Below are 14,055 nucleotides of genomic sequence, written 5' to 3' on the forward strand. Positions count from 1 at the left end.
CCCCCCCGCCGCGCCCGGACGACCTGCCGCACCCGTACCTGATGCTCACCGCGACCGTCGACGGCGACCCGGCCGACTTCTTCCGGCGGCTGCGGCTGCTCGGCCCGGACGCCGACGCCATCTGGGGCGACTGCGCCGGCTATCCCGGGCACTACCAGCAGGAGCCCTTCGTCGCCTTCTTCGCCGAGCGCAGCGTGCGCGCCGACTACACGTTCTCCGGCAGCCCGGAGGGCACCGTCGCGCAGCTCACCGACGCTCTGCGCCTGCGCCGCAAAGTGGCCGCGTTCGCCGCGACCGCCCCCGGCAACGCCGACGGCATGCTGCGCAGCCGCTTCCGCATCGCCGTCGACCTGGAGGACGAACGCGTCCCGGATCCCGGCCCGGTGGCGCGGTTGGAGCTGCCCGACATCCAGGGCATCGTGCTGCGCGGTTTCGCCGACCACAGTGTGGCCGCCCACCTGTTCCTCTCGGTCACCTCCGGCCCGCAGGCGCGGCGCTGGCTGCGTACCGTCGCACCGGAGGTGACCTCGGCCGCCGAGGTGGGTGACCGGCCCGCCCGGGCCCTGCACCTGGGCATCAGTCACGCCGGGCTGGCCCGCCTCGGGGTTCCCGCCGCCGAGCTGAAGGATTTTCCGGAGGAGTTCCGCGACGGCATGTACGCCCGCGAGGACGTGCTGTCGCCCGGCCGGGGCACCGCACCCTGGCAGGAGCCCTTCACCGCGCCCGGCGCGGTCGACATCGTGCTGCTGCTGACCGCGACCGACTCCGCCGAGCTGGAGCCCTGGCTCGACCGGCTGCGGGCCGGGATCGCGGACAGCGAGGGTCTGCGGATCGTCGGCGAACAGCAGGGTGGCCGGCTGACCGATCCGCGTGGCGACAGCCGCACCTTCGTCGAACACTTCGGCTTCGCCGACGGCATCTCCCAGCCCCGGGTGGCCGGCTACGGCCGCAGCGCCCCCGGCGAGGTGCTGCCGCCGGGCGAGTTCGTGCTGGGTATGCCCGATGTGGACGGCGACGTCGCCGGGCGGTTCCTGCCGCCGGAGCTGAGCCGCAACGGCAGCTTCCTGGTCTACCGCAAACTCGAGCAGGACGTGCCGGCGTTCCGGGAGATGACCGAGGCCGCCGCCGGACTGTTCGAGGGGGGAGCGGACGACGTCGCCGCCGGGCTGGTCGGGCGCCGCGCCGACGGCGAGCTGCTGGCGCCGTGCCCGGCCGCGGCGCACGTGCGGCGGGCCAACCCGCGCGGGGCCCTGCCCGGGGGCAGCAAGCTCACCCGCCGGCACCTGATGCTGCGCCGCGGCGTGCCCTACGGGCCGTACCTGCCGCCCGGCGCGGACGACGACGGCCAGGAACGCGGGCTGCTCTTCCTGGCCGTGGTGGCCGATCCGGGCCGGCAGTTCGAGTTCGTGCAGACCGAGTGGATGGCCGACGGCAACGCCTTCGGCCGTGGCCGCGAGGAGGACGTCTTCACCACGGCCGGCGGGCCGGGGGCCCGGATCCTGCTGGCGGGCGCACCCCCGGCGTACGTCGACGTGCCGCGACCGCTGGTCACCTGCCGGGGCGGCGAGTACTTCCTGCTGCCGGGACTGGACGCCTTGCGTGCGCTGGGCAAGCCGGACTGAGGAGGGGCTGCGTTCAGGCGGCGGCGTGCTCGAAGCGGTGCAGCTCGCGGGCTTCCTTGGCGTAGCGGGCGAGCAGGTGCACCGTGCGGGGCCCGGCGACGCCGTCCGGGTCGAGGCCGACGCGGGCCTGGAAGCCGCGTACCGCGGTGGCCAGGTCCTCCTCGGCCGGCCCGGCGGCCAGGCCGAGGTCGGCGAACAGGCCGCGCAGCGCCGCCGGGTCCGCCGCCGGGACCTTCTCGCCCCAGCCGATCAGGCCGCCGACGGCGGTGCCGACCAGACCGAGCATTCCGCGTGCCGACATGATGACCTCCTGGATGGGTGGCGGGCACTTCCCAGCATCCGCAGGGAACCTGTGCGCGACATCGGACCAGGGGCGCGACCTGCTGTGGATCGGCTGCGACTTTCGGCCGACCCGCGGGGCTGTGATGGCCGCGTAACAGTGCGACGATGTGCGCCCACGCCCATACCGGACAGGGAGCCACTGCGATGCCCGAACCGGCCACTGACCCCCGCATCACCACAGAAGTGCCGCACTCGGCGCGGCTGTGGAACTACTGGCTGGGCGGGACGGACAACTTCGCGTCCGACCGGGCCGCGGGGGACGAGATCGCCCGGCAGCTGCCCTCGATCATCGACATGGCGGTCGCCGACCGGGCCTTCCTCGGCCGGATGGTGCGTCACCTCGTCGGGGAACGGGGGATCCGGCAGATCCTCGACATCGGCAGCGGTCTGCCCACCGCGGACAACACCCATCAGGTCGCCCAGGCGACAGCGCCGGACGCCCGGGTCGTCTACGTCGACAACGACCCGCTCGTGCTGGTGCACGCCCGTGCCCTGCTGAGCAGCACACCCGAGGGCGCGACCGAGTACGTCGAGGCCGACCTGAACGATCCGGAGGCCATCCTGGCGGCGGCGCGGCGCACCCTCGACTTCTCCCGGCCCGTGGCCGTCACGCTGCTCGGGATCCTGCACTTCCTGCGGGACGACGACGCGGCGCTGGACGTGGTGGCCCGGTTGGTCGGCGCCCTGCCCGCCGGCAGTTACCTGGCGATCGCGCACGGGTGCGACGACATCAACCGGCAGGCCGCGGAGAACATCCAGGCGTACTGGAACAAGCACGGCACGCCCAAGATCAAATACCGCAGCGCGGCGGAGATCACCGGCTTCTTCGCCGGCCTGGAGCTGCTCGCGCCCGGCGTCGTGTCCTGCTCACGCTGGCGGCCCGGCCCCGGCGACCCGGACATCGACGTCAACCAGTACTGCGGAGTGGCCCGCAAGCCCTGACGGCCGGTCAGAACTCGCGGGCCCGGCGCTCCTGCTCCGGGCACACCGTGTCCACGGCCAGCTTGATCAGCTGCCGGGCGCCGGCCCGGTCGGTGCCGAAAGCCCGCACCTCGGCCACCACGGCGGCGGGGGACCGGCCGGCCGCCAGCGCCGCGCAGGCCCGCTGGGCGAGCGTGGCCAGCTCGTCCTCCCGGCGGTCCAGGGCCAGATCGGGCATCGTGCGCTGGACCACGGCCACGAACGCGGCCGGGTCGGCCCACCCGGCGGCCCGCGGCGTCTGAGGCGTCGTCCGGGCCGCTGTCGTCCGAGCCGGGGCGGCCGCGCCGGCCACCCGGCTGGCGACCACGCTCGGCGACGCCGGGACCGGACTGGTCGTCACCGGCACGGGCACGGTCGCCGGCTCGGCCTCCGGCTCGTCGCCGCACCCGCCCAGCGCGACCAGCAGCACCGCCGCGACCAGCCATCGTCTCGCCATCGTCCACCCCGCTCATCCGTGTCGTGCCGGCCAGATCCTCAACGAGGCCCGGCCACCGGCGGGACGGATCACCCACGCGTACGGGTGACTGTGGGGCCCCCGCCCCGCCGGTGCCGTCACCGGTCCACCCGGTGCTCCAGCCGCCTTCCACCGTCGGATCGATCACCGCCCTCACCTCCACCGGTACGTCGATCCCGTGGCCCCGATCTCGACAGAGCGGGCTCCGGTCCGGGTCGTGGCGGCTCACCGGGGCGGCGGCATGCGATCATCGCCGGATGCGTGAAGTGGTCGACGGGGTCTTCGAGGTCGGTATCGGGTACGTCAACGTGCATCTGGTCGTGACCGACGACGGTGTCGTGCTCGTCGACACCGGGCTGCCCGGCCGGTCCGGGAAGATCGCCCAGGTGCTGTACAAGATGCGCCGGTCGATCGGTGACGTGCGGACGGTGCTGCTCACCCACCACCATCCCGACCACACCGGCGGGCTCGCCGAGGTGCGCCGCCGTTCCGGTGCCCGGATCGTCGCCCACCAGGCCGACGTGCCCTACGTGACCGGCGACCGGCGGCCCGTGTACCGCCACCCCGTCCTCAAGGTCTCCTCGTTGATCATGGGCACCCCCGAGCCGGTCCCGGTCGACGACATCGTGACCACCGACGGCTACCAGCCGCTGCCCGGCTTCACCGCGCTGCACACCCCCGGCCACACCGCCGGGCACCTCTGCTATCTGCTCGACCGCTCCGGCGGCATCCTGTTCGCCGGTGACGCCGCGGCCGGCAAGCGTGGCGGCCGGGTCGGCAGCACGCCCAAGATGGTCTCGGCGGACCTCGACGAGCAGGCCCGCAGCGTCGCCCGGCTGGCCGGGATGGACTTCGAGCATGCGGTCTTCGGGCACGGGCGGGCCGTCACCGGCCGCGCGGTGGAACGCTTCCGGGAGTTCGTCGCCGCCTGACCCGGTTCGCCCCGGGCGGCGGCGGACACCCCGCCCGACATACGGCGCGGTCACCTACGCCACCCCGGAAACGATCGACTGACGCCACCGGCGGGCCTCGCGGCCGCCCGGTTCGCCGCCACCGCGTGGCCGCCCGGATCGCTTCCGCCCGACCGCCGCGGCGTGGGCCGCCGCCGGGCGGACACGACGCTGCGCCGGCCGGAACCCCGTGGCTTCCGGCCGGCGCGCGTATAGATGATCGGTCAGCGGGCGCCGATCAGCTCCGGTGCCTTGTCGTCCTCCGCCGGGGCGTCACCGGCGCTGGTCGCCGGGGTGCCCGCCGCGTGCCGGCCCCGGCCCCGCAGCAGGCGCGGTGCCCACCAGTTGGCCGGGCCGAGCAGCGTCATCAGCGCCGGCAGCACGACCGCCCGGATCAGCGTCGCGTCCAGCAGGATCGCCGCGGCCAGGCCGACGCCGAGCTGCTTCATGTCGATGGTGGACAGCGTCGCGAAGATCGAGAAGACCGCGACCATCACGATGGCGGCGCTGGTCACCACGCCCGCCGAGCCGGTGATGCCCTCGGCCACCGCCTCGCGGTTCGGCACCCCGCGCAGCACCGCCTCGCGGATCCGGCTCACCACGAAGACGTGGTAGTCCATCGACAACCCGAACAGCACCACGAACAGGAACAGCGGCAGCCAGGTGACGATCGCGCCCATCGAGGTGAAGCCCAGGAGGCCCTCGGCCCAGGTGTTCTGGAAGACCAGGACCAGCAGGCCGTACGCGGCGCCGGCGGAGAGCAGGTTGAGCAGGATGGAGGTCAGCGCAACCACCACCGAGCGGAACGTCCACGCCATCACCAGGAACGTCAGCAGCAGCACGAAGCCGACGACGATGGGCAGCTTGTTCCACACGTGGGCGGCGTAGTCCTCGCTCTCGGCGACGCCGCCGCCGACCGCGTACGAGGCGCCGCTGAGCCCGCCCAGCGCGGCCGGGACCAGGGTGTCCCGCAGCCGGTGCAGTGACTGCCCGGCCTCGTCGCTGCGCGAGGAGAACGGCGTGGCGATCTCCAGCACGGTCACCCGGGAGTCGGGGGAGACCTCGATGTCCGGGCCGGCCTGCTCCGGCGCGGCGAAGAGCCGGTCGCCCTGGGTGCTCGCGGCCAGCCGGGTCAGAGCCGCCTTGACGGCGGGCGCCTGCTCGGCGGGGGCCTGCACGGCCACGACGTGGTTGGTGCCGTTGCTCGGGTACGCGGCCGCCAGCCGGTCGTACGCCTGCATCGCCGGCGTGGTGCGCGGCAGGTCCTCGGTGCCCGGGAACTTGAGCTGCATGCCCAGGGCGGGCGCGGCCAGGGCCAGCAGCAGGCCGACGCTGATCAGCAGGGTGGGCAGCGGCCGGCGCAGGGCCGGGCGCAGCACGAGCGTCCAGAAGCGGCTCGGCTGCACGACGCCGTCGGCTCCGGTGCGGCGGGCGGTGAGGCGCCACAGCAGCGGCACCCGCGGCCGGTCCACCCAGCGGCCCAGCTTGGCCAGCATCGCCGGCAGCACGGTCAGCGAGCCGATGACCGCGACGGCGACCACGAGGATGGAGCCCACGGCCAGGGAGGAGAAGATGGCGTCCTGGGCCAGGAACAGACCGGCCATCGAGATGACGACAGCCATGCCGGAGACGACGACCGCGTGCCCGGAGGTCTCCGCGGCGATCTCCACCGCGTCGACGTGACCGCGGCCCTTGGCGCGTTCCTCCCGTTCCCGGCGGACGTAGAACAGGGAGTAGTCGATGCCCACCGCCATGCCGATGAGCAGGATGACGCTGGAGGTGGAGTCGTTGGCCGGCACCAGGTGCGAGGCCAGGGTGGACAAGCCGATCGCGGCGGCCACCGACGACAGCGCCAGCAGCACCGGGATGCCCGCGGCGATCAGCGCGCCGAACGCGATGATCAGGATGGTCAGGGTCACCGGCAGGCTGAGGATCTCGGCCCGCTTGAAGTCGGCGCCCAGGGTGTCGTCGAGGGCCTTGTTGATCGACGGCCCGCCGACCTGTTCGACCCGTACGCCCTGGTGTTGCTCCTGGACCCGCGCGGTGGCCGCGCGCAGCGGCTCGACCCGCTCGGCGGCGGTCTCCGGGTCGCCGCTCATGGTGATCGGCAGCAGCAGCGCGGAGCCGTCGACGGCCTTGACCGGCTCGCCGACCTCGGCGACGCCCGGGACCTTCCGCAGCTCGGCGGTCGCGGCTGCGGCCGCGGCATCGGCGGCCTGGTCCAGCGGACCGGAGCGGGAGGTGATCAGGACATTGTCGACGGCCGGCTCGTCGGCGAACCTGCCCTCCTCGATCATCACGCCGGCGCGTCCGGACTCGCCGACGGCCTGATCCTGTGCGGTGGCTTCCTGCAGGCCGGCCGCGTTACCCCCGACGAAGCACACCGCGACGAACACCACCCACAGCGCCACCGCCCGCCATGGGTGCTCGGCACTCCACCGTGCCACCCGAACCGTCACCGGTCGCTTGCTCATCGCTGGTTCCCCCTGCGTTGATTCCTGTGTCGAACCTGAACCTAGGCAGAGGGGGAGCTGGGAACATCCGGGTCGGACCCGCGCCGCACCCGGAGCCGGCCCGGTGCCCGGCTCGGGTCGTCGCGCGCGGCAGGAAACCGGCGAAACGGTGGTACCGGACGCCGGTCGGGGTCAGGGCTCAGCCTGGGGAAGGAGCCGTACGCCGGGGACCCCGAGACGGCCTCAGGGTTTGCCCCGGCCCGCGGGCTGCACCGCGGACCAGCCGATCGCCGGAGCGATGTGTCGGGTAATGGTCTCGAGGATGCGGGCGTTGTAGGCGACCCCGAGCTGGTTGGGCACGGTGAACAACACCGTGTCGGCGGCGCGGACGGCCGCGTCGGCCGCGAGCTCCTCGGCGATGCGGTCCGGCTCCCCGGCGTACGTGCGCCCGAAGCGTGACCGCACCCCCTCCAGCAACCCGACCTGGTCCTCGTGGGCCTGGTCCCCGAAGTAGATCCGGTCGATCTCCTCGGTGATCGGCAGCACGCTGCGCGAGACGGAGACCCGCGGCTCCCAGTCGTGGCCCTCGTCGCGCCACGCCTGCCGGTACAGCTCGATCTGCTCGGCCTGCAGCTGGTCGAACGGCACCCCGGTGTCCTCGGACAGCAGGGTGGAGCTCTGCAGGTTCATCCCGGCGCGGGCGGCCCACTGGGCGGTCGCCCGGGTGCCCGAGCCCCACCAGATCCGCCGGCGCAGGCCCGGTGACTGCGGCTGCACGGCCAGGCCACCGCTGAAGCCGGTCCGGGCCGGGTCGGTCCGGGCCACCTTGGCGCCGCCGATCGCGGCCAGGAAGATCTCGGTCTTCTCCCGGGCGGCGTCCGCGGCACTCTGACCCTCCGCCGGCCGGTAGCCGAACACCTCGGCGCCGAGCAGCACGGTCTCCGGCGATCCCCGGCTCACGCCCAGCTGCAACCGGCCGCCGCTGATCAGGTCGGCCGCCGCGGCCTCCTCGGCCATGTACAGCGGGTTCTCGTAGCGCATGTCGATGACGCCGGTGCCGATCTCGATCCGCGAGGTCCGCGCGCCGATCGCCGCCAGCAGCGGGAACGGCGAGGCCAGCTGCCGCTCGAAGTGGTGCACCCGGACGAACGCGCCGTCCACGCCGAGCTCCTCGGCGGCCTCGGCCAGCTCGATGGTCTGCAGCAGGGCGTCGGCGCCGCTGCGGGTCTGCGACCCGGCCGCGTCCCGCCAGTGCCCGAAGGACAGGAATCCGATCTTCTTCACCCCGGTGCGAACCACCCACGCGGGCGCCGGATTCCCGGGAGCCGGCGTTTCCACGCCGCGACCGGACCGGGGTGCCGGCGAGCACGGCGGCCGGCTACGGCCACTTCTTCGTCGAGCACAACCGGGGGCACCACCTGCGGGTGGCGACCCCGGAGGACCCGGCCAGCTCCCGGCTGGGGGAGAGCTTCTGGCGGTTCTGGCCGCGTACGGTCCGGGCGTCCTGCCGTTCCTGCTCGCCCAGGCCGTGGTCGGCTTCTCGCTGCTGGAAGCCGTCAACTACCTGGAGCACTACGGGTTGCGCCGGCAGCGCACGCCCGCGGGCCGGTACGAGAAGGTCGACCCCGGCACAGCTGGAACAGCGACCGCCTGGTCACCAACGTCTTCCTCTTCCAGCTGCAGCGCCACAGCGACCACCACGCCAACCCGCTGCGCCGTTACCAGGTGCTGCGCAGCTTCGACGTGTCCCCGCAGCTGCCGGCGGGCTACGCCACGATGCTCGTCGCCGCGCTGGTGCCACCGCTGTGGCGGCGCCTGATGGATCACCGGGTCCTCGCCCACTACGACGGCGACGCGACCCTGGCCAACACCGGCCGGAAGCTGAGGGACGTGTAGAGGTTCAGGGCCCGGTCTGTCGCAGCGCCAGCCACAACGGCAGGCCACAGCCGGGTCCTACCAGGAGGGTGGCGGCCACCACGGCCCATTTGCGGCCGATCAGGCGAGAGTCGCGCGTCGCGGCGACCAGCACCGTCACGCCGCCGACGACCACGTCGAGGGCGAAGAAGGTGGCGCCGGGCGAGCCGAACGCCTGCTGCGCCAGCTCGCTCAAGGAAAGGCCGTGCCGGCTGATGAAGACGGCAAGCGCCGCGTAGGGAACGACCGCTCCGAGCACTGCCAGACCGAGATACACGCGCCGCGATGCCATCCGAAAGCCTCTCGTTCGTGGGGCTGCCGCCCGCATGCTGAAAGTACTCAGGTGGGCGCCGTGACTGCCGAATGGCGACGCGACATGAGGAAGCTGTGGATCTTGGCGGGTGCCGCCCTGGCGGTGCTCCTCGGCGGGTCATCGGCCGCCACCCCGTCCGCGGTCGAAATGCTCGACGCCCCGCAGCTGGTCGCTTTCGGCGATCCCGCTGCCCCGTCCCGTGGCCTGGTCCTGTCGCACGTCACGGAAGTCGTCACCGTTCCGGCCGAGCAGTGCACCTCGTTCGCTGCTCCGGCGAGCATCCCGGTGACGGCCCGGCTCGGCGAGTCGGTCGCCTACGGCAGTTCCTTGTACACGATCCAGGCGATCGGCGTGGCCGATCGGCGCGGTGAGCGGGTCTGGCTGGTGGCCCGCGTCGCGGTTGCCCGGTCCGGGTGCCAGGGGTCGGCCAGTCTCTGGGACTTCCTCTTCCTCGCCGCTGACGGCACCTCCCATGGCCCGGCGCCGCAGGGCCGGCGCGGCGAATTCACCTCGTACGAGATCCCGGCCGGCGGCTGGGCCACCGGCCTGGTCTTCTTCGACGTGCCCCGCACGGCCGTGGCCGGAGGCTCGGTGGGATTCCGCGAGTCGCCCTTCGCCGTCTCCGTCACAGCTCCGACCCCGATCCGGCCCTACGGGCTCTGGCCCGTCCCGGCGGTCCCTGCCGCAGCCGTCCCGCCCCGCGGGTATCCCCGGTCCTGACAGCGACGAGGCGCGAGCCGGGGCGCCGCCGGCGGCATGTCCGGCGGAAGCCGGGGTAACCGCAAGCCGCGCCAGCCGTCCCGGACAGAGGGGAGCCCACCGTGTCGATGATGCGGACCAAGCCGATCGAGGTCGTCCTCGCCCAGAGCGGCGACCAGGCCGAGGAGGGCCGCGAGGGCGGCGGACGGCTGCGCCGCCGGCTGGGGCCGGTGGACCTGATGGGCTTCGGGATCGGCATCGTCATCGGTACGGGCATCTTCACCCTCACCGGCATCGAGGCCCGCGACCACGCCGGCCCGGCCGTCATCGTGGCGTTCGCGCTGGCCGGGGTGGCCAGCCTGCTCGCCGCCCTCTGCTACGCCGAGCTGGCCTCCAGCGTGCCGACCGCGGGCAGCGCCTACACCTACGCGTACGCGACCATGGGGGAGATCGTCGCCTGGATCATCGGCTGGGACCTGGTGCTGGAGTTCGCGCTCGGTGCCGCCGTGGTCGCCCGTGGCTGGTCGGGTTATCTGGCCGAGCTCTTCGACCTGCCGGGCACGTTCTTCGGCGAGGACAGCGTGGTCAACCTCGGCGCGGTCGCCGTCGTGCTGCTGCTGGGCGCGGTGGCCACGATCGGCATCCGCCAGTCGTCGCGGGTCACCAACCTGCTGGTCGTGGTCAAGGTGGCGATCTGCCTGTTCGTGGTGGTGGCCGGAGCGTTCTTCATCAAGGCGGCCAACCTGACCCCGTTCGTCCCGCCGTCCCAGCCGGTTGAGGACGAAGCCTCGGGCCTGAGCCGCTCCCTGTCCCAGCTGCTGTTCGGCATCGACCCGTCGGCGTTCGGGGTGGCCGGCGTGCTGACCGCGGCGGCGGTGGTCTTCTTCGCGTACACCGGCTTCGAGGCCGTGGCGAACCTGGGTGAGGAGACCCGCAAGCCCCGCCGCGACCTGCCGCTCGGCCTGTTCGGCACGCTGGGCGTGTCGGCGCTGCTGTACATCGCGGTCTCGTTCGTCGTCGTCGGGATGGTCGACTACCGGCAGATCGACCGCGGCGCCCCGATCGCCTCGGCCTTCGACGCGGTCGGCGCGGGCTGGGCGTCGGCGCTGGTCTCCATCGCGGCGGTGGCCGGCCTGACCAGTGTCATCCTGGTCGACATCGTGGCCATCGGCCGGATCGGCTTCGCGATGTCCCGCGACCGCCTGCTGCCCCCGAAGGTGGGCGCGGTCCACCCCCGCTGGGGTACGCCGTACCGGACGACCATCGCGGTCACGGTGGGAATCGCGCTGCTGGCCGGGTTCGTGCCGCTGTCGTCGCTGGCGAACCTGGTGAGCATCGGCACGCTGTTCGCGTTCGTGGTGGTGTCGGTGGCGGTGCCGGTGCTGCGCCGGACGCGCCCGCAGCTGGCGCGGCCGTTCCGGGTGCCACTGTCACCGGTGCTGCCGATCGTGTCGGCGCTGGCCTGCCTGTATCTGATGACGAACCTGTCGGTGGAGACCTGGCTGCGGTTCCTGGCCTGGCTGGGGATCGGGCTGGTGCTCTACCTGGCGTACGGGCGGCGCAACAGCCGGACCGCCGAACGCGAGGCTATCGAGAAGGGTGCGGGCGGAAGCGCTCGACCAACGCCGGATCGCTGAAGACGGTGATGCCGGCGATCCCGCCACGGCGCACGTCGAGCACCGCGATGCCGTACGGCTGCCGGTGGAGGTGTGCGGCCACCGCGGGCTGGCCGTTCGCGATGGTGCGCTCCATCCGCCAGTCCCCGGGGTCGCCCACAGCGCTGCGGAGGACCTGGGAGCAGGCCTCTCTGCCGGCGAACCAGGCTCGGTCGGGCACGAGCTCCAACGACGCGTCGGCGCGCAGTATGGCTATCAGCAGCTCGACCTCGGCACTCTCGAACGCCCGCACGTAGGCGTCGAGCAGGCGCCGCGCCTCTGGAGAAGCGGGCTCGACGACATCCTCAGGGGCCGGCGCGGCCTCCGCGAGCCGGGCCCGGGCACGTTGCAGGCGGCTCTTGACCGCGGCCACCGAGGTGTCCAGCATGGCGGCGACCTCGGGGGCCGGAAACCCCAGCACGTCACGCAGCAGCAGGACGGCACGCTGGTTCGCCGGGAGTGTCTGCATCCCGGCGATGAACGCCAGCCGCAGGTCGTCGCGGTCGGCGGCGAACGGCTGGATCGAGTGCTCCGGCGCCAGGACACCCGGCGGCTCGCCGGCACCATCCGTGGGGGCGCCGATCCCGGACGGCAGTGCGCGGCGAGCGCGGTCGCGAGCGCCGTTGAGGCACACGTTCGTGGCGATGCGGTAGAGCCAGGTCCGGGCGGAGGCGCGCCGCTCGAAGCGCTCCCAGCCGCGTAACCCCCGCAGGTAGGTCTCCTGCACCGCGTCCTCGGCCTCGTCCCACGAGCCGAGCATCCGGTAGCAGTGGGCGAGCAGCTCACCCCGCAGCTCAGCTGCTGCCTCCTCGAATCCGTTCACGAGTTCATTGTCGAGCGCAGCCACAATCCCGCCCTCTTGATCGCGTCGTCGGCGACGGCCGTTCGACCGGCCGCCATCGGGAACGTGTGCAGCTGACCCGCGAACTCGTCGATGCGGACGTCGACACCCGAGTCGCGCAGGTGATCCGCCAGCCGCCTGCTGTCGTCGAGCAGAGCCTCATCGGCACCGACCTGGAGATAGGTCGGCGGCAGGTCGTGAGCATCGGCGTGGAGCGCGCCCGCGAGCGGATCCCGCGGGTCGGCGCCGGCCAGATACCCGGCGCCGAGGGCCCGTACGAGCTCACGGGTGAAGAACGGGTCACTGCCGGTGTCGTAGGAGCCGCCGGTCGCCTCCAGGTCGACCCAGGCTGAGATCAGCAGCATCGAGACCGGCGGCGCAACCTCGCTGTCGCGGGCCGTCAGCGCGACGGCCAGCGCCAGCCCGGCACCGCACGAGTCGCCGACGACCGCGACGCGCGTCGCTCCGCCGTCGAGCAGCCGGCGGTACGCGTGCATGACCGTCTCGATCTGGCTGGGGAACACGTGTTCGGGGACGAGACCGTACTCGGTGGCGAACGTCGCAAGGCCCGCGGCGCGCGCCAGGTGGCCGAACATGCGCCGGTGAGTCGCGGCCGAGCCGCTGATGAAGCCGCCACCGTGAATGGCCAGCACCGCAGTCCCCGGGAGAGCGTCACGCGGACGCAGCCACAGCCCGGCCGGATCGTCGACCCGTTCCTCGTCGATACCGTCGGGCTCGGTCGCGAGCGCCGCCCAGTCGGTCTCCTCGTCGCGTGCCGTCGCTTCCCAATGGATGCGGTTCGGATCGGATGCCGTCGTCGTCATGAGAGGTAGACCCCGCACACCCTCGAAAGGAATCGGTCGGGTCAGCCGCTCAGGGGCGGAACGTTCGCCGGTAGGTCTCGGGTGGGACGCCGAGCTGGTGGTGGAAGTGGCGGCGCAGCGTTGTCGCCGTGCCCATGCCCGTCCGGGAGGCGATCTGCTCCACGCTCAGGTCCGAGGTCTCCAGCAGTTCCTGGGCCAGCCGCACCCGCTGGGTCAGCAGCCACCGCAACGGGCTCACCCCGTCACCGCGTGGAAGTGCCGCGCCAGGTTCCGTGAGCTCATCCCCGCCTTGCGCGCCAGCTCCCGTACCGTCAGCGGGCGCGAGATCCGGTCCAGCGCCCACGGCAGCAGGTCCGCGAGGGCGTGGTCCGGCCCGTGCCCCACCGCGGCCGGGATGAACTGGGCCTGGCCGCCCTGCCGGTGCGGGGGCACGACCAGGGTGCGGGCCAGGGCGTTCGCCACCGCCGTACCGTGGTCGGCCCGGACCAGGTGCAGGCAGAGGTCCATGCCGGCCGCCTTGCCGGCCGAGGTCAGCACGTCGCCGTCGTCGATGTAGAGCACGTCCGGGTCGACCTCGATCGCCGGGTAGCGCTCGCGCAGCAGTGCCGTGTGGGCCCAGTGGGTCGTCGCGCGCCGGCCGTCGAGCAGGCCCGCTTCGGCCAGGATGAACGCGCCCGTGCACAGCGACGCCACCCGGGCGCCGGCCTCGTGGGCGGCGCGGACGGCGGCGACCAGCGATGGTGCCGGCGGTTCGGCGGCGTCGCGGCAGGACGGGACGATCACCGTGCCGGCGTCGGCCAGGGCTTCCAGGCCGTGCTGGATGCCGGCTGTCAGCCAGCCGCCGACCGCGGCGCCGTCGTCGCCGCAGACGGTGAAGTCGTACCACGGGTCGGCCAGGCCGCGGTCGACGCCGAAAACCCTCGCACGCCGCGGCGAGCTCGAACAGCGGCGTGCCGTCCGTGACGGCCAGGGCGACGGAGGGCATGTCCGAAACTGTACGGGGTACG

General features: G+C 73.2%; 14 protein-coding genes and 1 pseudogene. 6 read left to right on the forward strand and 9 right to left on the reverse strand.

Annotated features, from left to right (window positions below; all coding sequences use genetic code 11):
- Positions 1–1,622, forward strand: a 1,622-nt coding sequence (locus Aau02nite_RS43990; protein WP_212994650.1) for a Dyp-type peroxidase, incomplete at its 5' end; no start/stop codon positions are given.
- Positions 1,623–1,635: 13 nt separating this feature from the next.
- Here the strand turns inward: Aau02nite_RS43990 and Aau02nite_RS43995 are convergent.
- The gene (locus Aau02nite_RS43995) at positions 1,636–1,923 is read right to left on the reverse strand and encodes a peptidoglycan-binding protein (protein ID WP_212994651.1); all 288 of its coding nucleotides are present in this window, start codon (positions 1,921–1,923) and stop codon (positions 1,636–1,638) included.
- Positions 1,924–2,108: 185 nt separating this feature from the next.
- Between Aau02nite_RS43995 and Aau02nite_RS44000 the strand changes: the two genes are divergently transcribed.
- Entirely contained in the window at positions 2,109–2,906 is a 798-nt protein-coding gene (locus Aau02nite_RS44000; protein WP_212994652.1) for an SAM-dependent methyltransferase, read from the forward strand.
- Positions 2,907–2,913: 7 nt separating this feature from the next.
- Here Aau02nite_RS44000 and Aau02nite_RS44005 read toward each other — a convergent pair whose 3' ends face one another.
- Positions 2,914–3,381, reverse strand: coding sequence for a DUF732 domain-containing protein (locus Aau02nite_RS44005; RefSeq protein ID WP_212994653.1), 468 nt, complete (start codon positions 3,379–3,381; stop codon positions 2,914–2,916).
- A 275-nt stretch (positions 3,382–3,656) separates the two neighbouring features.
- On the opposite strand from Aau02nite_RS44005, the gene Aau02nite_RS44010 reads away from it, so the two are divergent.
- A complete protein-coding gene (locus Aau02nite_RS44010) occupies positions 3,657–4,331 on the forward strand; it encodes an MBL fold metallo-hydrolase (protein WP_212994654.1) in 675 nt (224 codons plus the stop codon).
- 242 nt (positions 4,332–4,573) lie between these two features.
- On the opposite strand, the gene Aau02nite_RS44015 is transcribed toward Aau02nite_RS44010, so the two are convergent.
- Together Aau02nite_RS44015 and Aau02nite_RS44020 are read right to left on the reverse strand one after the other, a co-directional pair.
- Positions 4,574–6,823, reverse strand: coding sequence for an MMPL family transporter (locus tag Aau02nite_RS44015; protein ID WP_212994655.1), 2,250 nt, complete (start codon positions 6,821–6,823; stop codon positions 4,574–4,576).
- Between the two features lie 222 nt (positions 6,824–7,045).
- Positions 7,046–8,086 (reverse strand): LLM class flavin-dependent oxidoreductase, encoded by a 1,041-nt coding sequence (locus Aau02nite_RS44020; protein ID WP_212994656.1) that lies wholly within the window; start codon positions 8,084–8,086, stop codon positions 7,046–7,048.
- Between the two features lie 77 nt (positions 8,087–8,163).
- Here Aau02nite_RS44020 and Aau02nite_RS44025 point away from each other — a divergent pair.
- Positions 8,164–8,698 (forward strand): annotated as a pseudogene (locus Aau02nite_RS44025) (alkane 1-monooxygenase); the annotation flags it as partial.
- A gap of 4 nt (positions 8,699–8,702) precedes the next feature.
- On the opposite strand, the gene Aau02nite_RS44030 reads toward Aau02nite_RS44025, so the two are convergent.
- Positions 8,703–8,993: a DUF2834 domain-containing protein gene (locus Aau02nite_RS44030; protein WP_212994657.1), complete on the reverse strand. Its 291-nt coding sequence runs from the start codon at positions 8,991–8,993 to the stop codon at positions 8,703–8,705.
- 99 nt (positions 8,994–9,092) lie between these two features.
- Between Aau02nite_RS44030 and Aau02nite_RS44035 the strand changes: the two genes are divergently transcribed.
- On the forward strand, positions 9,093–9,749 hold the full coding sequence (locus Aau02nite_RS44035) for a hypothetical protein (RefSeq protein WP_212994658.1): 657 nt from the start codon (positions 9,093–9,095) through the stop codon (positions 9,747–9,749).
- Positions 9,750–9,856: 107 nt separating this feature from the next.
- Positions 9,857–11,365 carry an amino acid permease gene (locus tag Aau02nite_RS44040; RefSeq protein WP_212994675.1) on the forward strand — a complete coding sequence of 503 codons (1,509 nt, stop codon included), beginning with the start codon at positions 9,857–9,859 and terminating at the stop codon, positions 11,363–11,365.
- Here the strand turns inward: Aau02nite_RS44040 and Aau02nite_RS44045 are convergent.
- Genes Aau02nite_RS44045 through Aau02nite_RS47130 form a run of 4 tightly spaced genes read right to left on the reverse strand, consistent with a single transcriptional unit; the run spans position 11,316 to position 13,831 of the window.
- On the reverse strand, positions 11,316–12,206 hold the full coding sequence (locus Aau02nite_RS44045) for an RNA polymerase subunit sigma-70 (protein WP_212994659.1): 891 nt from the start codon (positions 12,204–12,206) through the stop codon (positions 11,316–11,318). The genes Aau02nite_RS44040 and Aau02nite_RS44045 overlap by 50 nt on opposite strands.
- On the reverse strand, positions 12,203–13,048 hold the full coding sequence (locus Aau02nite_RS44050; RefSeq protein ID WP_212994660.1) for an alpha/beta hydrolase: 846 nt from the start codon (positions 13,046–13,048) through the stop codon (positions 12,203–12,205). Before Aau02nite_RS44050 ends, Aau02nite_RS44045 begins: the two co-directional genes overlap by 4 nt.
- A gap of 49 nt (positions 13,049–13,097) precedes the next feature.
- A complete protein-coding gene (locus tag Aau02nite_RS47125) occupies positions 13,098–13,286 on the reverse strand; it encodes a helix-turn-helix domain-containing protein (RefSeq protein WP_246595901.1) in 189 nt (62 codons plus the stop codon).
- Positions 13,283–13,831 (reverse strand): DJ-1/PfpI family protein, encoded by a 549-nt coding sequence (locus Aau02nite_RS47130; RefSeq protein WP_246595902.1) that lies wholly within the window; start codon positions 13,829–13,831, stop codon positions 13,283–13,285. Before Aau02nite_RS47130 ends, Aau02nite_RS47125 begins: the two co-directional genes overlap by 4 nt.
- Positions 13,832–14,055 lie beyond the last annotated feature (224 nt).

The organism is Actinoplanes auranticolor (genome assembly GCF_018332655.1).
GTDB classification, from domain to species: Bacteria; Actinomycetota; Actinomycetes; order Mycobacteriales; family Micromonosporaceae; genus Actinoplanes; species Actinoplanes auranticolor.

Bases quoted from the DNA above. Each gene is read 5' to 3' on its own strand.
- Aau02nite_RS44040 (WP_212994675.1), top strand. From the start codon at position 9,857: ATGATGCGGACCAAGCCGATCGAGGTCGTCCTCGCCCAGAGCGGCGAC.
- Aau02nite_RS43995 (WP_212994651.1), bottom strand. From the start codon at position 1,923: ATGTCGGCACGCGGAATGCTCGGTCTGGTCGGCACCGCCGTCGGCGGC.
- Aau02nite_RS44035 (WP_212994658.1), top strand. From the start codon at position 9,093: ATGAGGAAGCTGTGGATCTTGGCGGGTGCCGCCCTGGCGGTGCTCCTC.
- Aau02nite_RS44005 (WP_212994653.1), bottom strand. From the start codon at position 3,381: ATGGCGAGACGATGGCTGGTCGCGGCGGTGCTGCTGGTCGCGCTGGGC.
- Aau02nite_RS44010 (WP_212994654.1), top strand. From the start codon at position 3,657: ATGCGTGAAGTGGTCGACGGGGTCTTCGAGGTCGGTATCGGGTACGTC.
- Aau02nite_RS44000 (WP_212994652.1), top strand. From the start codon at position 2,109: ATGCCCGAACCGGCCACTGACCCCCGCATCACCACAGAAGTGCCGCAC.
- Aau02nite_RS44050 (WP_212994660.1), bottom strand. From the start codon at position 13,048: ATGACGACGACGGCATCCGATCCGAACCGCATCCATTGGGAAGCGACG.
- Aau02nite_RS44015 (WP_212994655.1), bottom strand. From the start codon at position 6,823: ATGAGCAAGCGACCGGTGACGGTTCGGGTGGCACGGTGGAGTGCCGAG.